At 62.7% G+C, this 22,561-nt stretch carries 19 protein-coding genes; 5 read left to right on the forward strand and 14 right to left on the reverse strand.

From position 1 onward, the window contains the following. Nucleotides 1–44 precede the first annotated feature (44 nt). Nucleotides 45–1,865, reverse strand: coding sequence for a bifunctional isocitrate dehydrogenase kinase/phosphatase (gene aceK / locus FQ705_RS21520; protein ID WP_144144056.1), 1,821 nt, complete (start codon nt 1,863–1,865; stop codon nt 45–47). An 18-nt stretch (nt 1,866–1,883) separates the two neighbouring features. After that, the gene (locus FQ705_RS21525; RefSeq protein WP_144144057.1) at nt 1,884–2,288 is read right to left on the reverse strand and encodes a MerR family transcriptional regulator; all 405 of its coding nucleotides are present in this window, start codon (nt 2,286–2,288) and stop codon (nt 1,884–1,886) included. Between the two features lie 189 nt (nt 2,289–2,477). On the opposite strand from FQ705_RS21525, the gene FQ705_RS21530 reads away from it, so the two are divergent. Continuing rightward, complete coding sequence (locus FQ705_RS21530; protein WP_144144058.1) at nt 2,478–3,551, forward strand: MBL fold metallo-hydrolase; 1,074 nt, start codon at nt 2,478–2,480, stop codon at nt 3,549–3,551. A 108-nt stretch (nt 3,552–3,659) separates the two neighbouring features. Here FQ705_RS21530 and FQ705_RS21535 read toward each other — a convergent pair whose 3' ends face one another. The 5 genes from FQ705_RS21535 to argS form a co-directional block, all read right to left on the reverse strand. Continuing rightward, nucleotides 3,660–5,246 carry an ABC transporter substrate-binding protein gene (locus tag FQ705_RS21535; protein WP_144144059.1) on the reverse strand — a complete coding sequence of 529 codons (1,587 nt, stop codon included), beginning with the start codon at nt 5,244–5,246 and terminating at the stop codon, nt 3,660–3,662. A gap of 372 nt (nt 5,247–5,618) precedes the next feature. Next, the gene (locus FQ705_RS21540) at nt 5,619–6,395 is read right to left on the reverse strand and encodes an SDR family oxidoreductase (RefSeq protein WP_144144060.1); all 777 of its coding nucleotides are present in this window, start codon (nt 6,393–6,395) and stop codon (nt 5,619–5,621) included. Between the two features lie 15 nt (nt 6,396–6,410). Continuing rightward, nucleotides 6,411–7,049: a thiol:disulfide interchange protein DsbA/DsbL gene (locus FQ705_RS21545; protein WP_144144061.1), complete on the reverse strand. Its 639-nt coding sequence runs from the start codon at nt 7,047–7,049 to the stop codon at nt 6,411–6,413. Between the two features lie 161 nt (nt 7,050–7,210). Further along, complete coding sequence (locus FQ705_RS21550; protein WP_144144062.1) at nt 7,211–8,017, reverse strand: SPOR domain-containing protein; 807 nt, start codon at nt 8,015–8,017, stop codon at nt 7,211–7,213. 61 nt (nt 8,018–8,078) lie between these two features. After that, entirely contained in the window at nt 8,079–9,869 is a 1,791-nt protein-coding gene (gene argS, locus FQ705_RS21555) for an arginine--tRNA ligase (protein ID WP_144144063.1), read from the reverse strand. A 426-nt stretch (nt 9,870–10,295) separates the two neighbouring features. Between argS and FQ705_RS21560 the strand changes: the two genes are divergently transcribed. Then, nucleotides 10,296–10,622 carry a DUF1840 domain-containing protein gene (locus FQ705_RS21560; RefSeq protein ID WP_144144064.1) on the forward strand — a complete coding sequence of 109 codons (327 nt, stop codon included), beginning with the start codon at nt 10,296–10,298 and terminating at the stop codon, nt 10,620–10,622. A 127-nt stretch (nt 10,623–10,749) separates the two neighbouring features. Here the strand turns inward: FQ705_RS21560 and FQ705_RS21565 are convergent, their stop codons facing one another. From FQ705_RS21565 to FQ705_RS21595, 7 genes are all read right to left on the reverse strand, one after another. Then, a complete protein-coding gene (locus FQ705_RS21565) occupies nt 10,750–10,956 on the reverse strand; it encodes an acid-shock protein (RefSeq protein WP_144144065.1) in 207 nt (68 codons plus the stop codon). Between the two features lie 158 nt (nt 10,957–11,114). Further along, complete coding sequence (gene metH, locus FQ705_RS21570; protein WP_260854587.1) at nt 11,115–13,880, reverse strand: methionine synthase; 2,766 nt, start codon at nt 13,878–13,880, stop codon at nt 11,115–11,117. A 36-nt stretch (nt 13,881–13,916) separates the two neighbouring features. Beyond that, nucleotides 13,917–14,987: a homocysteine S-methyltransferase family protein gene (locus FQ705_RS21575; RefSeq protein ID WP_144144067.1), complete on the reverse strand. Its 1,071-nt coding sequence runs from the start codon at nt 14,985–14,987 to the stop codon at nt 13,917–13,919. A gap of 244 nt (nt 14,988–15,231) precedes the next feature. After that, on the reverse strand, nt 15,232–15,489 hold the full coding sequence (locus FQ705_RS21580) for a DUF3567 domain-containing protein (protein ID WP_007179533.1): 258 nt from the start codon (nt 15,487–15,489) through the stop codon (nt 15,232–15,234). A gap of 118 nt (nt 15,490–15,607) precedes the next feature. After that, nucleotides 15,608–16,396: a 3-oxoadipate enol-lactonase gene (pcaD, locus tag FQ705_RS21585; protein ID WP_144144068.1), complete on the reverse strand. Its 789-nt coding sequence runs from the start codon at nt 16,394–16,396 to the stop codon at nt 15,608–15,610. 178 nt (nt 16,397–16,574) lie between these two features. Continuing rightward, nucleotides 16,575–17,867, reverse strand: coding sequence for a DUF3108 domain-containing protein (locus FQ705_RS21590; RefSeq protein WP_144144069.1), 1,293 nt, complete (start codon nt 17,865–17,867; stop codon nt 16,575–16,577). A gap of 65 nt (nt 17,868–17,932) precedes the next feature. Beyond that, the gene (locus tag FQ705_RS21595; protein WP_144144070.1) at nt 17,933–18,832 is read right to left on the reverse strand and encodes an IclR family transcriptional regulator; all 900 of its coding nucleotides are present in this window, start codon (nt 18,830–18,832) and stop codon (nt 17,933–17,935) included. Between the two features lie 210 nt (nt 18,833–19,042). Here FQ705_RS21595 and FQ705_RS21600 point away from each other — a divergent pair, with 210 nt between their 5' ends. From FQ705_RS21600 to FQ705_RS21610, 3 genes are all read left to right on the forward strand, one after another. After that, the gene (locus tag FQ705_RS21600) at nt 19,043–20,026 is read left to right on the forward strand and encodes a fumarylacetoacetate hydrolase family protein (RefSeq protein WP_144144071.1); all 984 of its coding nucleotides are present in this window, start codon (nt 19,043–19,045) and stop codon (nt 20,024–20,026) included. A 253-nt stretch (nt 20,027–20,279) separates the two neighbouring features. Then, entirely contained in the window at nt 20,280–21,512 is a 1,233-nt protein-coding gene (locus FQ705_RS21605) for an ABC transporter substrate-binding protein (RefSeq protein ID WP_144144072.1), read from the forward strand. Between the two features lie 82 nt (nt 21,513–21,594). Continuing rightward, on the forward strand, nt 21,595–22,497 hold the full coding sequence (locus tag FQ705_RS21610; RefSeq protein ID WP_144144073.1) for an enoyl-CoA hydratase/isomerase family protein: 903 nt from the start codon (nt 21,595–21,597) through the stop codon (nt 22,495–22,497). Nucleotides 22,498–22,561: the final 64 nt, after the last annotated feature.

Below are 22,561 nucleotides of genomic sequence, written 5' to 3' on the forward strand. Positions count from 1 at the left end.
GCTCGACCGATTGACCGGCCGGTGTCGTTAGAAGTGCGCGGGCATCATGCCGCGCGTACGCTGCGCGCGTCGACCTGTGCATCGGGATCGATATCGGCGAAACGTTGCGGATAACGGATGCAGAAGCGCTCGCTGCTGTCGTACGGGAAGAAGTCGGGCAATTCGCCTTTCAATAGATGATCCTTGTGCCGTTGCCAAAGCGCAGGATCGAAGAAGTCCGCGTGATGCTGCAGAAAGGCTCGGCGCACGCGTGGGTCACCGAGTAGAAATGTGCCGTACGTCTCCGGGAAAATGTCGTGCGGGCCGACGGAATACCATGGCTCGCCCGACATTTCGTCTTCCTCGTTACGTGGCGCCGGCACTGCGCGCACGTTGCAGTCGGTCAGATATTCGATTTCGTCGTAGTCGTAGAACACGACGCGGCCATGACGGGTTACACCAAAGTTCTTGTACAGCATGTCGCCGGGGAAGATGTTCGCCTGCATCAATTCCTTCACCGCATTGCCGTATTCGCGAATGCCGTGATCGACGTCGTCGTCGTTGCCGTTCTGCAGGAACAGGTTGAGCGGCACCATGCGTCGTTCGATGTACAGATGGCGGATCACCAGGTTGTCGCCATCGTATTCGATCAGCGAGGGCACTTCCTTTTCCAGTTCGCGCACGAGCACTTCGTCGAGTCGCGAGCGGGGCAGGGCGACGCTCGAATATTCGAGCGTGTCGGCCATGCGGCCCAGCCGATCGTGCCGCTTCACGAGTTGATACTTCTGCTTGATCTTCGCGCGCGTGGTTTCCTTCGGCGGCGGGAAGTTGTCCTTGATCAGCTTGAAGACGTACGGAAACGACGGCAGCGTGAACACCAGCATCACGAGGCCCTTGATGCCGGGCGCGACGATGAACTGATCGCTCGAATGCGACAGATGATGCAGCAGGTCGCGATAGAACAGGTTTTTGCCCTGCTTTTGCAGACCCACCGATGTATAGATTTCCGCCTTCGGTTTGCCCGGCATGATGGTGCCGAGAAACTCCACGTAAGCGGACGGCACTTCCATGTCGACCAGAAAGTACGAATGCGAGAAGCTGAAGATGATCAGCAACTGGTCGCGCTTCAGCAGCACCGTGTCGAGCACGAGCAAGCCGGGCTTCACGTGGCGTAACGGCACGGCGAACGGCAACAGCAGATCACCGTTGATGATGCGCCCGACGATATACGCCGACTTGTTCCGGTAGAACAGCGACGAAAGCACGTGAATCTGGAAATTGGGCGCTTCGTCGAATACGCCGAACGCATCGTGAATCGCCTGCATGACACAGCCGACGTCGCGCGTCAGGTCCTCGAATTGCGGCTCGAGCTGGAAGTTCGTGACGATGCGTTCGAGCGTCGCGGCGAGCCCGTCTTTACCGGGGTAGTACGCACGATAAGTCGGTTTCGCCGCCGGTTCGTCGTTCTCGATGTATTCGGTCGAGATCGCCGGACGCACGAAAATGAAATCGTTGTTGAAGTACGAACGGTGCAGGATCTTGCAACACACCGAATTGAAGAAGGTTTCGGCGCACTCGGGCTGACGGTGCGTGGTCAGCAGGCCAATGTAGTGCAGCTTGATCTGCTGCCAGACTTCGTCGTCGATATTCTCGGCGTCATATTCGTCTTCGAGCAGTTCGACACACTCCTGCACACGCTCGTCGTACGACGTGATGCGCTCGCGGGCGAGTGTCTGCAAGCCATGCCAGTCCGCCTTTTCGAAGAGCGTCTTGGCGTGGATCGCAGCGTCGCGAAAGATACGGTAGTGACGGTCGAATCCTTCGAGCATCGTCTGCGCGACGTCGAAGCCGATCTGCGACGACAGCAGTTTGGGGAAGTGATTCATGTCGACCGTATGCTCCGCTCAAGCAGGCCTGGCCTCGCGTGCGCCGCTTTCGAGCAGCGCGCGCGCCTGGGTTTCGTATTGCGCGAGATCTTCGAGCGTCGCGTTCAGGTCTTCCAGTTGACGCTCCAGCACATCGCGATGACGTGCCACCGTGGCGAGGAAGGCGTGCAGTTGCGACACGGTGTCGGTGGGCGATTCATACACGTCCAGCAGGTCGCGAATTTCCGACAACGTAAAACCGAGCCGCTTGCCCCGCAACGTCAGCTTCAGACGCGTTCGGTCTCGCCCCGAATAGACGCGCCGCAAGCCGCTCGATCCTTCTCGGCTTGGCGAGAGTAAACCCTGGTCTTCGTAAAAGCGGATCGCGCGCGGCGTGACGTCGAATTCCCGCGCGAGCTCGGTGATCGTGTATTGCGTGTTCATCGGGGCATCCCATGGCCGGGCAGACATTCGGATTGGACGATAGAATCGACGTTTACGTTATCGTCAACTTGAGTGGAACGCAACCACCGCAGTAACCCTGGCGCATCACGGCACGAACGTGCCGCAACCACGCTGACCGGCATCGCAAACCTCGCCTTGCCGGGCGGCCGACGGAGGAAGACACCCACAATGAATGCACTCGAACATCAACTCGACTACCCGTTCGGCGACACCTTGCCGGAAGCGGGCCACGCCATGGAAGTCGCGCCCGGCGTGTTCTGGCTGCGTATGCCGCTGCCTTTTGCTTTGGACCACATCAACCTCTGGCTGCTGCGTGACGAGATCGACGGTCAGCGTGGCTGGACGGTGGTGGACTGCGGCATCACCTCGGACACGATCAAGCAGAACTGGGAGAAGGTGTTCGACTCGGTGCTCGACGGCCTGCCGGTCCTGCGCGTGATCGTCACGCATTGCCATCCGGATCACATCGGCCTCGCGCACTGGATTTGCACGGGCGGCGACAAGCAGCGCTGGGACGTGCGGCTGTGGATGACGCTCGGCGAATACATGCAGGCACGCGTGATGGCAGCCGGCGACGGTTCGAACGCGGGCGGCGACGGCGCGGCGCGCCACTTCGCGCGGCACGGCGTGACGGACGAGGAATCGCTCGACAAACTGCGCAACCGCAAGAGCTATTACGCGAGCCTCGTACCGGCGATTCCTGGCCAATACCGTCGTCTGCGCGAGGGTGACGGCGTGACGATCGGCGGCGAGACCTGGCGTGTGGTGACCGGCTTCGGGCATTCGCCGGAACACTGCGCGCTGTTCTGCGAAAAGACCGGCGTCCTGATCTCCGGCGACATGGTGCTGCCGCGTATTTCGACCAACGTGTCGGTGTTCGATATGGAGCCGGAAGGCACGCCGCTCGCGCTGTATCTGGAATCGCTAGGTCGCTACGAGACGATGCCGGAGGACACGCTGGTGCTGCCGTCGCACGGCAAGCCGTTTCGCGGCGTGCGTACGCGTATCCGCCAGTTGCGCGAGCATCACGATGCGCGACTCGCCGAAGTGCGCGAGGCCTGCGCGCAGAAGCCGCAAAGCGCAGCGGATATCGTCCCGCTGATGTTCAAACGCCAACTCGACATCCACCAGATGACGTTCGCGATGGGCGAAGCGCTCGCGCATTTGCATCTGCTGTGGCTCGCGGGCGAGTTGAAGCGCACACAGGACGCGGATGGCGTGATCCGGTTCTCGCCGGCGTAAGCGCTAACGCATCGACGTTAGCGTATCGATAAAAAAGCCCGGTTGCGTTCGTCACGCAACCGGGCTTTTCTTATGGCCGCCCGTCGAGGCGGCTAAGTCGAAGCGATCTTACTGCACCGACACCGCGCCGAAGTTCTGCCGACCAAACGGACTCACGTGATAGCCGCTCACGTTGGTGCGCGTGATCGCTGCAGCGGTCGGATAACCCAGCGGAATCCACAGCGCCTGATCGTGGATGATCTGCTGCGCCTGTTCGTAGGCTTTCGCGCGTTTGGCCTGATCGGCTGTCGCCTTACCGTCGGCGATCAGCTTGTCCAGATCCTGGTCGCAGAAGCGCGCGAAGTTGATGCCCGATTTCACTGCATTGCAACTGAAGAGCGGCGAGAGGTAGTTGTCCGGATCGCCGTTGTCGCCGGCCCAGCCCATGAACAATGAATCATGCTGGCCTTGCTTGGCCTGCTTGATGAGCTCGCCCCATTCGATCACCTTCACGTCCGCCTTCACGCCGATCTTCGCGAAGTCCGCCTGCAGCAGTTCGGCGCCGGCCTTCGGATTCGGATTCAGCACGCTGCCGTTCGGACGCACCCAGATGGTCGTTTCAAAGCCGTTCGGATAGCCCGCGTCGGCGAGCAGTTTCTTCGCCTTGGCCGGATCGTACGGCCACGGTTTGACGGCCTTGTCGTAGCTCCACGTGTTCGGCGGATACGGATTCACGGCGGCGGTCGCAGTGTTGTCGAACACGGTCTTCAGATACGTGGTGCGGTCGAACGCCATGTTCAGTGCGGCACGGACCTTCTGGTTGTCGAGCGGCTTCTTCTGCGTGTTCAATGCGACGAACGCCGTCATGAAGGCGGGCGTCTGCACGATGGCGAGCGACTTGTCGGTCTTCGCGTCGGCGAGATCCTGCGGCTTCGGCGAGAGCGCGATCTGGCATTCGCCGGCCTTTACCTTCTGCGCGCGCACCGTGGCGTCCGGCGTGATCGCGTAGATCAGGCGGTCGATTTTCGGTTTCGGGCCCCAGTAGGTCGGGTTCACGTCGTAGCGGATCACGGCGTCTTTCGTGTAGCTCTTCAATTCGAACGGCCCGGTGCCGATCGGCTTGGCGTTCAGATCGACCTGCTTGCCGGCCTTGAGTAGCTGATCGGCGTATTCAGCCGAATAGATCGAAGCGAAACCCATGGTCAGGATCGAGACGAAGGTCGCGTCCGGTGCGTTCAACTCGAATTTGACGGTGTTGTCGTCGACCTTGCTGATCGATTTGATGAGCTTGGGCAAGCCCATCGACTGCGCATGCGGGAAGCCGCTCGCGCCCGCCACCTTGTGCCACGGATTGTTGTCGTCGAGCATGCGCTCGAACGTGAAGACGACGTCGTCGGCATTCAGCGCGCGGGTCGGCTTGAAGTAGTCGGTGGTCTGGAATTGCACGTTCGGACGCAGATGGAACGTGTAGGTGAGGCCGTCGGCGCTCACCTCCCACTTGTCGGCGAGCGAGGGCACTACTTTTTTCGCGGCTTCGTCGTACGACACCAGCGAGTTGAAGATCACATCGGCTGACGCATTGGTCGTGACGAGTGAGTTGAACTGCACGACATCGAAACCGTCGGGGCTCGACTCGGTACAGACGGTCAGCGGTTTGGCGAGCACGAGCGCGGGCGCCGTGAACAGTACGGCGGCTGCGAGCAGTTTGAAGCGCATAGGATCTCCCATAACAAGCGCAGTCAGGCAGTGCGTCTGGTTGTGTTTATGTTCCGTTGACGAAGGCGGCCGGCGTGGCCGCCGTGTTCATTGTGATACGTTTCCGGCGCTGACGCATGGGCCCGGTGAGCCAGCCAGTAAGCGCGTCGGCCTTCGCGAAAGCTTATCGAAGGGTCGTTGCGACGACAACAACTTAATCTACATATGGATATGGCTGGCCCGTTTGGGCTGGCCCATCTGGGCTGGCCCATTGGGGCCGTGCGTGCGCCTGCGCCGTGCTCACGATCGAAGATCGCGCCAGGAGAGCCTGCCAGGTCTGTAGAGAGATGACGACCCTGTGCGGCAGCATCGTCCGCGACATGGCCGCTGCGGTTATTCCGTCACGGTGCCGCGCGGCTTGCGCGGCGCGCGTTCAAAGGCGCGATCGTAGAGCCAGCGCGGCAGCACATGCAGCAACTTTGCCACGATGCCCATCTGCCATGGAAACACCGCGAACGCCGTGCGCCGCTCGATGGCCTGCGCGACTTTCACCGCGAAGCGGTCGGCGTCCATCAGGAACGGCATGGTGTACGGATTGTGCTCGGTCATAGGCGTGCGAATGTAGCCCGGCGCGATGGTGACCACGCCGACGTCGTGCGGCCGCATTTCGACGCGCAACGCTTCCAGATACTTGAGCGCCGCCGACTTCGACGCGCTGTACGCGCCCGAACCCGGCAGGCCACGTACCCCGGCCACGCTGGCGATGCCGACCAGCGTGCCGCGCCGTGCCGCGACCATGGCGGCGGCGAACGGCTCGAAGGTGGCGACCATGCCGAAGTAATTGATATCCATCACTTCGCGGAAGGTGCGCAAGTCGCTCTCACCCGTGACCGCGCCGCGGCTGATGCCCGCATTGGCGATGACGACATCCGGCAAGCCGTGCTGCGCGATGAACTGCGCGGCAGCTTCGGCCAGCGCTTCGGCGTCGCGAACGTCGACGGAATAGATCGAGATGGAACTGTGCGGATGGGACTGCTGGAAGGCGGCGAGGGCGTCGCCACGGCGGGCGACGAGGCCGAGAATCGCGCCGCGCTGCACGTATTCGGTAGCGAGCGCGAGGCCAATACCGCTCGACGCGCCGGTAATGAAAACCTTCAGGGGTGAACTCATTCCGGCGCCTCGGCTTTACATCTTCTTGGCGCGGATTTGCGTCACCAGGTAGTCGAGCACCTGGATCGTGCCCGGCAGGCTGTTGGTCGTGGCCGGGCCGGTTTCATACTTGCCCTGCACGGCCAGCGTCGGCACGCCGTCGATCTTGTAGTCGTCCAGCAGCTTCTTGTCCTTCTGCAGCGCGCTTTGCGTCGAGAACGAGTTGTACGCGTCCATGTACTTCTTCGGATCCACGCCGTTCTTTGCGAGGAACTTGGCCTGATCTTCCGGCGTCAGCAGATAGTCTTTGTTGACGTGGATTTCGTTGAAGACCTTCGGCGTGAGTTGCGTGGCCAGACCGAGTGCGTCGAGCGCGTGGTACATCTTCGAATGCGGGATGAAGTCGTCGCGGAAGGCCACCGGCACGCGCTTGAACACCACGTCCGGACCTTGCTTCTTCACCCATGCTTCGAGGTAGGGGTTGAATTCATTGCAGTGCGGGCAGCCGTACCAGAAGAATTCGGTGACTTCGATCTTACCGGCGGGCTCGTCGGTCGGCTGCGGCGTGGACAGCACGGTGTAGTCCTTGCCCGATACCGGTGCGGCCGGCGATGCCTGTGCCGTTGCGGCGACGAGGCCCAGCGAGAGGAACAGAATGCTCAGCAGTTTTTTCATGTTGTGATGACCCAAGTAGGCGGTAAACCGGTGGCGCCACGCAAATGCCCGTCACCGTTTTTCAATGTCGGCTTTGAACGTCGTGAATTGTCCGTCGTGTTTGTGACACGCGCCGCGCGCCGATAGTTCGGCGGCGGCGCGTGTCGACCAATCACGTGGTTTTATTGTTTGGTAAAGCGGATCACAGCCGTATCGACGCCCGCGTCGGACAGACGCTGACGGTTCGAATTCATGTCCTCGAACTTCGAGAACGGTCCGATACGCACGCGATAGTACGTCACACCGCCCGCATCGCGCTGCGTGACCTTCGATTCGAAGCCCTGGAAGGCGAGGCGCGCACGCTGTTGCTCGGCGTCGGCCGAGGTCTTGTAGGCGCCCACTTGCAGGAAGTAGCCGGTGTTGGCGTCGCCCGGAGCCGGTGCTGCGCCGGAACCCGGCTTGGCGTTGGCGGCGGTCGTGGCCGAGCCGCTCTTGGGCGCCGAGTTGGACGCGTTGGCGCCCGGCGCGCTGCCGGCCTGCGGTTTTTTGGCCGGTGCGGTGGTGCCTTCGCCGTTATCCTGCGCGGCCTTCGGCGGAACCGCGACGCCGTTCGCGCTGCCATTGGACGGCGGCACTTCGACGATCTGCGGTTCTTCGAGCATGCCCGACTGGGTCTGCGGATTGGTCTGGCCTGGCGCCGTGTTGGGCGGCGCGGGTTGCGCGGCCTGCGGCACCGGTTGCCCCGGCGTCTTGCCTTGCAGCGGACGATTCGGGTCGTACTGGGTCTGGCTCGCGCCGGAATCGGACGCCGCGGGCGGCGCCACCTTCGACACGAACGGCGTAGGCGCACGGGTGATATACAGCGCCACCACTACCGCGATCGCAAGGCCGACGATCAGGCCCAGCACGATACCGAGAAACGTACCCCCGGTTTGTTTCGATTGCTTTGTTGTGCGGCGTGGTTTTGCCATCGTATGAATCACCTGCAAAAAGAATCCTGGAACGGCCGCCGATTATAGCGACGGCCGCATGCATGTTGCGCCGGAGGACTTACATCTTGACGGGAGCGGAGACGCCGATCGTCGCCAGACCGTTGGCCAGCACTTGACGCGTGGCGGTGAGCAGCGCGACGCGTGCATTGCGTTCGGCCGCGTCGTCGACCAGCACGCGCTCGGCTCTGTCATTGTAGAACGAGTGGAATTCCCCGGCGAGGTCGCGCAGATAGAAAGCGACCGCGTGCGGTGCGAGTTCTTCCGCGGCGTGTTGCAGCACGTCCGGGAATTCGGCGAGCTTGTTCAACAGCGCCATCGCGCGTTCGCTGGTGAGCGGCGAGACATCTACCGACGCGAGCGTGCTTTCGTCCGTGTTGTAGCGCGACTTGCATTCGGCGATCACCGAGCAGATGCGCGCGTGCGCATACTGCACGTAATGCACCGGATTTTCGTCGTTCTGCTTCAACGCGAGATCGATGTCGAACACGAATTCCGTATCCGCCTTACGCGAGATCAGGAAGAAGCGCACGGCGTCGCGGCCGCGCCGGATCGTTTCTTCGTCGATCAGATCGACGGCCGCTTCCGAGCCCGGCGTGGCGCCCCCCGACCATTCGATCAGATCGCGCACCGTCACATAGCTGCCCGCGCGCTTGGAGATCTTCACCTCTTCGCCATTGCGCATCACCGTGACCATCTTGTGCAGGATGTAGTCGGGATAGCCCTTCGGAATGCCGACGCCAAGACCCTGCAGACCGGCGCGCACGCGCGCGATCGTGCCGTGGTGGTCCGAGCCCTGAATGTTGATGACCTTGGTGAAGCCGCGCTGCCACTTGGCGACGTGGTATGCGACGTCCGGCACGAAGTACGTGTAGGTGCCGTCGGTCTTGCGCATGACGCGGTCTTTGTCGTCGCCGTCGTCGGTGGTGCGCAGCCAGAGCGCGCCTTCCTGTTCGTAGGTCTTGCCGGCCGCGACCAGCTCCTCGACCGTCTTTTCGACCCGGCCTTCCTTGTATAGCGACGACTCCAGATAGTACTGGTCGAACTTCACGCCGAAGGCCTGCAAGTCCATATCCTGCTCGCGCCGCAGATACGTCACGGCAAAGCGGCGGATCGCTTCGAGATCTTCGACGTCGCGCGCGCCGGTGACCGGCGCGCCGTCGCTGGCGGCCACGGTGGCGCCGGCCAGATACTCTTTCGCGATTTCGGCGATGTACTCGCCGTTGTACGCCGAAGCCGGCCAGCCGGCGTCGCCGGGCGCGAGGCCACGGGCGCGCGCCTGGGTGGACAGGGCGAGCGTCTGGATCTGCACGCCGGCGTCGTTGTAGTAGAACTCACGGTGCACGTCCCAGCCTTGCGAGGCCAGCACGTTCGAGAGCGCGTCGCCGAGCGCGGCCTGGCGGCCGTGGCCGACGTGCAGCGGGCCGGTCGGGTTGGCCGAGACGAACTCGATCAGCACATGCTTGCCGGCGTCGCGTTGCGAGTGGCCGAAGGCGTCCCGCTCCGCGAACACGGCAGCGATCACCGCCTGCTTGGCGGCCGCGGCCAGACGCAGGTTGATGAAGCCGGGGCCGGCCACCTCGGCGGCTTCGACGAGGCCTTTGGCCTGCGGTTGAGCGAGCAGCGCGTCGACGATCTGTTGCGCTAGCTGGCGCGGATTGGCGCGCAGCGGCTTGGCGAGTTGCATCGCCACGTTGCACGCGACGTCGCCGTGCGCCGCGACCTTCGGACGTTCCAGCGTGATGGTGGGCGACACGAACGCGGCTTCGCTCGCGCCCTGAGTGGCTTGTGCGACCTGCTTCACCGTGTCGGCGAGCAGTGTTTCGAGAGTATGTTTATGTGCGGGCAGCATGCTTGTTGCGAGTCCAGTGAGGCAATCCGGTGATGCGGAAGAGGCGCCGACCGCGCGGCAGGCGCGGCCGGTTCGTCAGAAGCATGGAAAGCGGCGCTGCGCCCGGCGTGACGCCTCGGGTGCAGCGGCTGCGCCGTCAGGCACGTTGCCTGCAACGCAATCAGTGCGGTGCGTGGCGGCCTGTTGTGACATGCACGGCGGCGGCGTGCCGCGATGGCGTGGTGAATGTGGCCAACCGGCCGGCCCACGCCCTTTGCGCTTCGCTTTTCCGTTCAGACGGATTTTAGCAGGTGCTAATATGTTCAATGAGATGCCCAGCAAGGGCCGTGGCCGTCATGCCTGATCGGCGAGCCAACGTAACGCGCTGCGGCGGTGGCTCTCGAGCTGCTTGCGCGCCAATCCAACATAACGAAAATGGGAACAGTCATGCTGATTACTTTCAAATGCCGCGCCACGCCGGACGTGATGATGCTGGACAACCTGGCACAGTACCTGATCGGCATCGTCGGCAAACGGCTGGGTGAGCGAGGCGTCATCACACACGACGAATTGGGCCCGGCGATCACCAAGCTCGAAGCGGCCATCGTCGTCGACAAACAGGAACGGGCCGAGCACGACGGTCATTTCCACGAAGGCGAGGAAGGTCACGAGCACCACGAGATTCCGCCGGGACTCGCGCAGCGCGCCTATCCGTTCCTCGACATGCTGCGCGCGGCGCAGAAGGAAAACGCGGATATCGTCTGGGGGATCTGATCGCGCCTCGCGGCCGGCGGTCACGCTAATTCAGGCGCACCAATGAAAAGAGCCCGCTCGATGCGGGCTCTTTTGTCTTTCGAAGGCCGGAAAAAAGGCTGGAACGCAACCGGCCTCGCTACGCTGCTTACTGGCTGGCGGCAGCCGGAGCGGCCATCGGAGCCGACGCGCCCTTCTTCATTTTCTGTTTCTTCGGCTTTTTGACGTGTTTCACCGTGGGCGGCGAATACGAACTGACCGAGCTGGAGCCACCGGGAGCGGCGGGCTGAGCCACCGCGATCGAGGCGCCAGCGGCAAGCGAAACAGCAGTCAACAACAGCGTCAGCTTCTTCATAGGATTTCTCTCCGTCGACGATTGCAATTAGTTAAGCCGACGCGTTTTGGCCGCGTCTGGCGAGGTAAAGCCGACTCAGTCTACAAAGACGAAAATTACGCCGCCGCAAATATTCATTCTTTCTGGCCCGATATAGTGGGGTTGCCCCCACGGAAGCCTTACAGCAAAGGCGCGAGCGCCCGTTCAGCGTCGGTTTTCGACAACGACATGCGTTGAGCGAAGTCTTCTACCTGGTCCTGACCGATCTTGCCAACCGAGAAATAGGTGCTGTCCGGGTGCGCCAGGTAGAAGCCCGAGACGCTGGCCGCCGGCAGCATGGCGAGCGATTCGGTCACGCTCATGCCGATTTCGGTGGCTTGCAGCACGTCGAACATGTCGCGTTTGACCAGGTGGTCCGGGCAGGCCGGATAGCCCGGCGCCGGACGGATACCGCGGTATTTTTCGGAGATCAGGTCGTCGTTGGAGAGGGTTTCGTCGTTCGCGTAGCCCCACAGGTCGCGTCTCACGCGTGCATGCATCGCTTCGGCGAAGGCTTCCGCGAACCGGTCGGCGAGCGCCTTCAGCATGATCGCGCTGTAGTCGTCGTGATCCTTTTCGAACTGCTTTTCCTTGACGTCGACGCCCAGACCCGCCGTGACCGCGAACATGCCGATGTAGTCGGCCACGCCCGATTCCTTCGGCGCGATGAAGTCGGCGAGCGACCGGTTCGGCCGCATCACACCGTCCACCACCGGCCGCACGGTCTGCTGGCGCAGGTTGCGCCACGTGAGCGCCACTTCCGTGCGTGATTCGTCCGTGTAGATTTCGATGTCGTCGTCGTTCACCGTGTTGGCCGGCAGCAGCGCGATCACGCCGTTGGCCTGCAGCCAGCGGCCCTGGATCAGGCGCGCAAGCATCGACTTGCCGTCCGAAAACACGCGGCGCGCCGATTCGCCGACGATCTCGTCGTTCAGAATCGCGGGATACGGACCGGCTAGGTCCCACGTCTGGAAGAACGGAGCCCAGTCGATGTAGTTCGAAAGCTCGTTCAGATCGAAATTCTTGAACACGCGGCGGCCGATGAACTTCGGCTTGACCGGCTGATAGCTCGCCCAGTCGACCTTGGTCTTGTTCGCGCGTGCTTCGGCGAGCGTGACCATCGGCGTGGCTTTCTTGTTGGCGTGCTGATCGCGGATGCGGTCGTAGTCGGACTTGAGGTCGTCGAGATACTTGGCCGCGCCCTCGTCGGACAGCAGGCTCGACGCCACCGACACCGATCGCGACGCGTCCGGCACGTACACCACCGGTCCCTCGTAATGCGGCGCGATCTTCACGGCGGTATGCACGCGCGAGGTGGTCGCGCCGCCGATCAGCAGCGGAATCTTCTTGATGCGGAAGTAGTCGTCGCGCTGCATTTCCGAGGCGACGTAGGCCATTTCTTCGAGGCTCGGCGTGATCAGCCCGGAAAGACCGATGATGTCCGCGCCTTCGACCTTGGCCTTCGCGAGAATCTCGTTACACGGGACCATCACGCCCATGTTGACCACTTCGAAGTTATTGCACTGAAGCACCACGGTCACGATGTTCTTGCCGATATCGTGAACGTCGCCCTTTACCGTCGCCATGATGATCTTGCCTTTGGCGCGGACGTCGTCGCCGGCCGCAGCCATCTGACGCTTTTCTTCCTCGATGAACGGGATCAGATGCGCCACGGCCTGCTTCATCACGCGCGCCGATTTGACGACTTGCGGCAGGAACATCTTGCCCTGGCCGAACAGGTCGCCGACGACGTTCATGCCGTCCATCAGCGGGCCTTCGATCACGTTGATCGGGCGGCCGCCCGCGGCCGCGATCGTCGCGCGGACTTCTTCGGTGTCTTCGGTGATGAAGTTGGTGATGCCGTGCACGAGTGCATGCGCAAGACGCTTCTCGACCGGCTGGTTACGCCACTCGAGGTTCTCTTCCTTTTTCGCTGCACCGGTCTTGAACTTGTCGGCGACTTCGAGCAGCCGGTCGGTGCCGTCTTCGCGACGGTTCAGCACCACGTCTTCGACGCGCTCGCGCAACTCCGGATCGAGGTCGGCATACACGCCGAGCTGGCCCGCGTTGACGATGCCCATGTCCATGCCGGCCTGAATCGCGTGATACAGGAACACGGTGTGAATTGCCTCGCGCACCGGGTCGTTGCCGCGGAACGAGAACGACACGTTCGACACGCCGCCGCTGATCTTCGCGTAGGGCAGATTCGCTTTGATCCAGCGCGTGGCGTTGATGAAGTCGACGGCGTAGTTGTTGTGCTCTTCGATGCCGGTTGCGATCGCGAAGATGTTCGGATCGAACACGATGTCTTCCGGCGGGAAACCGACTTCGTTGACGAGGAAGTCATACGAGCGTTTGCAGATCTGCGTCTTGCGCTCGAAAGTGTCGGCCTGGCCTTTCTCGTCGAATGCCATCACGACGGCTGCCGCGCCGTAGCGGCGAATCAGGTTTGCGTGATGGCGGAAGGCTTCTTCGCCTTCCTTCAGCGAGATCGAGTTGACGATCGCCTTGCCTTGCACGCACTTCAGACCGGCTTCGATCACTTCCCATTTCGACGAGTCGATCATGATCGGCACGCGCGCGATATCCGGCTCCGACGCGATCAGATTCATGAAGCGCACCATTGCCGCTTTCGAATCGAGCATCGCCTCGTCCATGTTGACGTCGATGACCTGCGCGCCGTTTTCGACCTGCTGGCGCGCAACCGCGACGGCTTCGTCGAACTGGTCGTTCAGGATCATTCGCGCGAACGCCTTCGAGCCGGTCACGTTGGTGCGTTCGCCGACGTTGATGAAGAGCGTCCCGGACGTGACGTTGAACGGCTCGAGGCCGGAAAGGCGCATGGTGTGATCGGTCATGGCGTAGGTGCGAGTCGAGTGCTGCGTTTGAGGTGCGTCGGAGTCGATAGCGGGAACTGGCGGCCGAGGTTCAGGCCGCCGGACTCAGGCTGCGTCGCGATATTGGTTGGGCCATTGGCGCGGCTTCACTTCAGCGAGTGCCTGTGCAATCGCCGCAATGTGCTCCGGCGTCGTGCCGCAGCAACCGCCTGCGATATTCACGAGGCCGGCCTGCGCGAACTCCTTGAGCAAGCCCGAGGTATCCGCCGGCAGTTCGTCGAAGCCCGTGTCGCTCATCGGATTCGGCAAGCCCGCATTCGGATAGCAAGATACATAGGTGTCGCACAGCTTCGCCAGCTCGGCGATGTACGGGCGCATCAGTGCCGCGCCCAACGCGCAGTTCAGGCCGAACGTGAGCGGCTTGGCATGACGCAGCGAGTTCCAGAATGCTTCGACGGTCTGGCCCGACAGAATGCGGCCCGATGCGTCGGTGACGGTGCCAGAAATCATGATCGGCAGACGCTCGCCGGTGTCTTCGAACAACTCGTCTAGTGCGAACAGCGCGGCTTTCGCGTTGAGCGTGTCGAAGATCGTTTCGACGAGAAACAGATCGGCGCCGCCGTCGAGCAATGCCTTGGCCTGCTCGTAGTACGCGGCGCGCAGTTCGTCGAAGGTCACGTTGCGCGCGCCCGGATCGTTCACGTCAGGAGAAATGCTGGCGGTTTTCGGCGTCGGTCCGATCGCGCCTGCGACGAAACGCGGGCGGTCGGGCGTCGAATACTTGTCGCAAGCGGCGCGCGCCAGTTTCGCCGATTCGAGGTTCATCTCGATGGCAAGTTGTTCCATGCCGTAGTCGGCCTGGGCCACGGTCGTCGCGCCGAACGTGTTGGTCTCGATGATGTCCGATCCCGCCGCGAGATATTGCTCGTGAATCTCGCGGATGATCTGCGGCTGCGTGATCGACAACAGTTCGTTGTTGCCCTTGATGTCGCGCCCGTAGTCCGCGAAACGCTCGCCGCGATAGGCCGCTTCGTCGAGTTTGTAGCGCTGGATCATCGTGCCCATTGCGCCATCCAGGATCAGGATGCGCGACTTGAGCAGCGCGGGCAGCGCCGCGCCGCGCGTGTAGGCGGCGTCGAGACGGACTGGCGTGGCGGTTTGAGCAGGCTGGTTCATGGCGGACGTGGGCTTGCGCCGGCTTTTTCGGGAAACCTGTCATTGTAGCCGCTGTCGGACGGAACCGCCCGGCGCGGGCCTTCGCGACATCGACAGTGTGAAAAGAAAACGGCCCCGCAAGGCGAAAGCCTGCTGGGCCGTTTCATTAACTGCTGGCCGTCTTAAAAACTCCGCCGGATGGACTTGCGAATCCGGACAGCGCGGCCAATCCATGTCGCCAAAAACGTTAAGCCGAACCCTGCCCTCAGTGAAGAATGACGGGCTGGTGCATGAGGCTGTCGAACTGGCCGAGGAATTCGTCTACCTCGTCCAGCGACGGTTCTTCTTCGATCAGCTTCTGCACGTGCTCGCGAAAGCGCGCCGCCATAGCACCGTCAATGTAGATTTCGCGCTGCATGTTCTTGTCGACGATCTCATAGCCACCCGACTTCATGGCCAGCGGACCTTCCTGCGGCGGAAACTCGACGACACAATAGTTCGGGCTGTTGTAGATCATTTGCATGGCGACACTCCTTATTTCCGTTGGCTCCTGGCCATTCCTGCGCCATAGGTGGAGCGTATGGTGTGGAATTCAAGGGGTGGGTCCGGATTGACGCTTGTAAAAGTTCCGAACCTACCGGTTAGACCGGCCTTTCAAGAAACGTTTCAAGCAGTGCAGCAAAACGGTGAGATTGCTCGATGGGCGCCAGATGAGCGGCATCGAGTAATTCGAAACGCGCGCCTTCGATGGCGTCTGCTATCGCCTGCGTAGAAGCAGGCGGCGTGCCCGTGTCGTGGCGGCCCGCCACCGTCAACGTTGGGCAACGGATGGTTCCCAGCTTACTGCGTACATCGAAATCGCGCAGCGCTTCGCACGCCATGGCGTAGCCTTCTGGCAACGTATGCGTCAGTACGTCGCGAATCTGTTCGACCGCTTCGGGGTGCGCGGTCGTGAAATCGGGCGTCAGCCAGCGGCTCAAGGTCGATGGCACGAGCGCCGCCATGCCGTCGCTGCGGGCGCTGGCAGCGCGCTGGTTCCATGTGGCACGCGCTTCGGGCAAAGTGCCGGCGCTGCTGTCGGCGATGGTCAAAGTATCGACGCGGTCAGGGTGAGTCAGCGCAAATTGCTGCGCAATCATGCCGCCCATCGACATGCCGACCAGATGCGTCGTGGGTGCGCCGAGCGCATCGAGCAAGGCGGCGAGGTCGCCGGCCAGGTCGTCTATGCTAAACGGCGCACGCGATGCCGCGGTCTTGCCATGTCCGCGCAAGTCGTAGCGCAGGACGGTGTAGTCGTCGCGGAAATAGCCCGCGAGCTGATCCCAGACAGACAGGTCGCCGCCGAGTTGATGGATGAACGTCAGCCACGGGCCGCCGCCCTCGTTGCTCAGCACATAGCGCGTTTCGATACCGTTGATGTTCACTTGCATGCGGGCTCCTTGAAGGGGAACGCAGTGGAAGGGTCCATTCACGCGCGACGCCACGCTTTTGACTGCACGGCTGAGGTATATACGCAGCTTACGCGCGAACGGTTGCAACAGTGTGTGCGAGTGCACCTCGCGACGTAAGTTCAGCGAGTCACTGGAGCCTATGCTCGGATTTAAAGCTTTAGGGCTTGATGATGCCGGACGGACTGCCGGGCTCGGTCGAATCAACCGGAGAAGAGGGCGCAGGCTCGGGCGCAACCGCCGAAGTGTCGGATGGCGGTGCGTTGGGAGAATCGTCAGAGGGGACCGCGCTATTGTCGCTATTGACTGAACTATTCGCGTTATCGGCATTGAGCTTGCCGCGCCACACGAGTTCGAATTGTGTACCGTTCGGTTCAGTTTGAACGATGCGCGCCGGCAGCCAGCCGAGCGACGGTGCGAGCCATACGTCGATGCGTCGCATGTCGCCGTCGTGGCGAGGCAGGCGTTTGAAATGGCGTGTGTCGAGGTAACCCTGCGCGGTGCGGATCGTTTCGTCGCCGATAGTTACGATCGGCCAGTTTTCACCGCTGTCGTTGTCGACCACGAAGAACTGGCGCGTCACGCCTGGCTTATAGGCGGCCGGGTCCCCCCGCACGAGGCTCGCGAGTTGCATCACCATGCTGAAACGATCCTGCGCGCCGTCGGGCAGCGGCAGCGTAGCGGGGGTGCGGGTAAAGGCGATCTTCTTGTCGGTGCGATTGAAGATTGCGACGTCTTCCGCGCGATGTCCGCGCTTTTCGATGTACTGATCCGGCGCGAGACCGAATGCATCGATGCGGCCGTGGCTCGAATACACGAATGTACCGACGAAAGGCAGCGGCACCGACACGACCATTTCGTAGCTCTGCGCGTTGCTGGTCCAGTGAATCGTGCCGGGCTGATTGCGTACGCCGTTGTAGAAGGTGTCGTATTGCAGTTCACCGGATGGCGGGACCGCGAACTTCACGCCAGGCGTTGCCTGGGGAGCACTGGCAGCGGATGGTGCGCTGGCGGTTCCGGTGCCGTTCACGCCGGCGCTCGCGTTTGCGCTGCTTGCGGCGGCAGCGGCAACAGCGCTCGCCGCAGTCGTCGCCGAGGCCGCAGTGGCCGTCGATGGCGCTTTCGCCGCAGGCTGCAAAGCCGTCAACACATGCTGCTCGTGCGGCTTGTTTGCCGCAGCCTTATGCGCGGGCGCAGCGGCCGGTGCCTGCGGCGCTGCCGCCGCCGGTTTGCGCTCGATCCGCTCGGGCGTGAGCAGCGTAACCTGCACGGGCACGCGCGCGTTGTCCGATGGATTCAGATTGGCGCGATTGCGCTCCACCCACTGCGCGGCGATCCAGTGCAGCACGGCCACCAGCACGAGCACGGCAATCCAGCGCCACGCGCGCAATCCCGCGCGCGGCCCGCTGGGCGGCGTGCGATCGGTGCGGTGGGTGGCGGAGGGTGAGGACATCGCGGATAGCTGTAAGAGCTTATGAGGGCCGTGATACGTGCCGAATGCGTGCCAGGCGCATCACATCAAGCGGCGTCGTTGCGGGGCGCCGCACTATACCCCAGCTCATACGAAAGCTTTTGAGCGCATTCCCGCAGGGCCGTATCGATCTCGCCGCCCCAACGGATATCGAATACACCTTCGTGACCCAGCGCGACGAGTCCCAGGGCAAGCTCGCCGGTCGAGTCGAATACCGGCATGCAGAATGCGTGAATAGTCGGCAGCAACATGCCTTCCACGCGCGCCGCTTCATGCTGACGCACCTGAGCCAGCACCCGTTCGGCTTCTTCCCGTGTGCGCGGGCCGCCCGTTTGTGAGGAGCGGCGCGAATCGGCCAACTCGCGTTCGAGCATCGCGGCGGTTTTGCTGGACGGTAAATACGCGGCAAACAGCAGGCCGGTGGCCGAGCTGAGCAGCGGCATCACGTCGCCGAGTTTCAGCGATGCCTTCGCCGGATGGCTCGATTCCATCCAATGAACCATGGTCGGCCCCTGATTGCCCCATACGGCGATACCTACCGTCAGATCGAGCCGGTCGCGCATCTCGGCCAGCGCAATCCGCGCAAGCTTGACACCGTCGACCCGCGCGAGCCGCGCGAGGCCCATCTGCAAGGCGAAGCCGCCTAGCTCGTAGCGACCCGAGAGCGGATCTTGCGCGACCACGCCCAGTCGCAGAAAACTCACCAGATAACGGTGCGCTTTCGCCGGACTCATGCCGGCGCGTTGTGCGAGATCACGCAGCATCATCGCGCGCGGTTCGCCGGTCAGCACTTCGAGCAGCCGGAAACCGACTTCGATCGACTGGATGCCCGAGCGCAGCTTTTCCTCGCCGGACTCGACGCTATCGTCGTCGGCTTCGGGCGGGTCGAGCGGTTCAGCAGACTCGTGGTCGGTGCGGATCGCACCGGCGCGGGCAATAGGAGGCATGAGCAGAGCGCATGGAGCGCGTTCAAATGACAGTGAGAAAGGATGGACAGCGGGGTCCGGCGAGAGTGCCCGAAATCGGACCACGCTTCCGGCGCACTTCGTGCCGAGGCTGGCCCCAGCCTAGCGAGCGCAGCCCCGCACTTGGGTCGTGCCGATTCACCATCGTAGAATAGATTCCTTCTATCGTCACTAACACGGTTCCACTTCTCTATGAAACTTGCCACGCTGAAGGACGGCACGCGCGACGGTCAGCTGATCGTCGTGTCCCGCGACCTGCATACCGCGGCCATCGCCGACGCGATCGCGCCCACCATGCAGCGCGTGCTCGACGACTGGGCCTTCTACGCGCCGCAACTGCACGACCTGTACGACGCGCTCAATCAGGGCCGCGCGCGCAACACCTTCTCGTTCGACGCCAGGGAATGCATGGCGCCGCTGCCGCGCGCGTTCCAATGGGCCGACGGCTCGTCGTACGTGAACCACGTCGAACTGGTGCGCCGCGCGCGTGGCGCGGAAATGCCGCCGGAATTCTGGACCGATCCGCTGATGTACCAGGGCGGCAGCGATGACTTCATCGGCCCGAAAGACGATGTGCCGTGCGCCTCGGAAGCGTTCGGCATCGACTTCGAAGCGGAAGTGGCCGTGATCACCACCGACGTCCCGATGGGCGCCACACCCGACCAGGCACTGCGTAGCGTGCGGCTGATCACGCTCGTCAACGATGTTTCGCTGCGCAATCTGATTCCCGCGGAACTTGCAAAAGGCTTCGGCTTTTTCCAGAGCAAGCCCGCTACCTCGTTCGCGCCGGTCGCCGTCACGCCCGACGAACTCGGCGAACACTGGCGCGAAGGCCGCGTGCATCGGCCGATGATCGTCCACTGGAACAACAGGAAGGTCGGCCAGCCCGACGCCGGCACCGACATGGTGTTTCACTTCGGCCAGTTGATCGCGCACGCGGCGAAAACCCGCAATCTGCGCGCGGGGGCAATCGTGGGTTCGGGCACGGTGTCGAACAAGGACGCGAAGCGCGGCTACTGCTGCATCGCCGAAAAGCGCTGCCTGGAGACCATCGAGCACGGCGCGCCGCAAACCGAGTTCATGAAGTACGGCGACACGGTGAAGATCGAAATGTTCGACGAAGCGGGCAAGTCGATTTTCGGCTCGATCGATCAGGGCATCGCGCCGCTGGATTGATCGATGCACCGCTTGTGTGCCTGGTGAAGAAGTAGGCGGCGCGCCGTTCACGTGCGCGCCGACCTCGTTGAATTCGAAAGGGTTTCGCCCGATGCCGCGGCCACAGCGCGCGGCTACACTGACGGGCGCGGCGGCGTAGCCAGGGGTGGCGTGTCGCCGGTTGATCGCGGAACGTACACGCCTCTGTGCGCAAGTGAAATGGTTTGCGTGCATCGGCGGCATATCAGAACGAAAACCAACGTGAGGAGACAGCATGCTGCGATTCGAATCCTTTGCATCGGGAACCCGGCGTACTGAAAGACCGGGCGGGCGTGTGAACGCATCGCGTCACGGATTCGCGAAGCGTGTCACGGCGCTGGGCGCTGCGCTGTTGAGCGCGCTGCCTGCCGTGGCGCTTGCGCAGGTCAAGATCGGACTCGTGCTGTCGCTGACCGGGCCGGCTGCCTCGCTCGGCATCCCGGCGCGCGACACGGCGACACTGCTGCCCAAGCAGATCGGCGGTCAGTCGGTCGAATACATCGTGCTCGACGACGCGTCCGACACCACTCAGGCCGTGCAGGACACCAAGAAGCTGATCTCCGAGAATCACGTCGACGCCATCATCGGCTCGTCGATCACGCCGAATTCGCTGGCGATGATCGACGTGGTGGCCGATGGCGAGACGCCGATGATCTCGCTGGCGTCGTCGGCGAAAATCATCGAGCCGGTGGATGCGAAACGTCACTGGGTCTTCAAGACGCCGCAAACCGACGCGATGATGGCCTCGGCGATCGCCGAGCACGCCAGTCTGCACAACGTCAAAACGATCGCCTTCATCGGCCAGGCCGACGCGCTCGGCGAAACCTTTTACGCCGAAGTCGCGAAGTTCGCGCAGCTGCATCACATCGCGATGGTGGCGAGCGAACGCTTCAACCGCACCGACCCGAGCGTGACCGGCCAGGTACTGAAGATTCTCGCGACGCATCCCGACGCCGTAGTGGTCGGCGCGGCCGGTACGCCCGCCGCGTTGCCGCCGAAGACGCTCAGGGAGCGCGGCTATAAAGGGCTGATCTATCACAACCACGGCGTGGGCAATAACGACTTCCTGCGCGTATGCGGCGCCGATTGCAACGGCACGTTCCTGCCTGCCAGCCCGGTGCTGGTCGCCGCGCAATTGCCAGCGGATCATCCGGCCAGGCGTCTCGCGCTCGACTACATCGCACGCTTCGAAGCGCTGCGCGGGCCCAACAGCGTGTCCGCGTTCGGCTCGTACACGTGGGACGCGGGCATGCTGCTCAGCAACGCCGTGCCCATCGCATTGAAAGCGGGCGCGCCCGGCACACCGGAATTTCGCCGCGCGTTGCGCGACGCGCTCGAATCGACACACGGTCTCGCGGATACCAACGGTGTGGTCAACATGAGCAAGACGGATCACCTTGGACTCGACCAACGTGCGCGCGTCATGGTGGAAATCATGAACGGCAAATGGGTTTATCAGCCGCGCTGAAATTGGTGCGCATGAGCCTCTGCGCGCAATGGCTCGTGCGCGCCACGATTTAACTGATTCACCGTTACACGGATTGCTCATCATGTCTCAAACACCTCACAGCAACGACGCGTTCTATGCGCGTTACCAGTCGCTTCAATTGCATCGGCATCCGCACGGCGTGCTCGAAGTCGTGATGAGCGGCGAGGGCGCGAACAGGAGCGGACTTGCTACCGCCAACGCGCGCATGCATTTCGAACTGGCGGAAATCTGGCGCGACATCGACCGCGATCCCGAGACACGCGTGGCGATCATTCGCGGCGAAGGCAAGGGCTTTTCCGCGGGCGGCGATCTGCAACTCGTCGAAGATATGGCCACGGATTTCGACGTGCGTGCACGCGTGTGGCGCGAAGCGCGCGATCTCGTCTACAACGTGATCAATTGCAGCAAGCCGGTGGTGTCGGCGATGCATGGTCCGGCGGTCGGCGCGGGACTCGTAGCGGGACTGCTCGCGGACATTTCCATCGCGACGAAGACGGCGCGCATCATCGACGGACATACGCGGTTGGGCGTTGCAGCGGGCGATCATGCGGCGATAGTCTGGCCGCTGTTGTGCGGCATGGCGAAGGCCAAGTACTACCTGATGCTGTGCGAGCCGGTGAGCGGCGAGGAGGCGGAGCGCATCGGGCTGGTGTCGCTCGCCGTCGAGGAAAACGAGTTGCTGCCCAAGGCATTCGAAGTCGCCCAGAAACTCGCGAACGGCTCGCAGACAGCGATTCGCTGGACCAAGTACGCGTTGAATAACTGGTTGCGCTCGGCGGGGCCCGCTTTCGATACCTCGCTCGCGCTGGAATTCATGGGCTTTGCGGGACCGGATGTGCGCGAGGGCGTGAATTCGCTGCGTGAGCGGCGCGCGCCGGATTTCGGCGGCAGTGATCCGTGGCGCGGCCAGTCGCCGACCGGCACCGGCACCGGCACCATGACTCCGGACGACGAGCGCTCCTGAGCACGCGTCCCCCACGGTATGATCGACGCAGACGCGCGCGGCACGGCGCACTTTCCATCAAAGC

Source organism: Paraburkholderia sp. BCC1884, assembly GCF_900996225.1.
Lineage (GTDB): Bacteria > Pseudomonadota > Gammaproteobacteria > Burkholderiales > Burkholderiaceae > Paraburkholderia.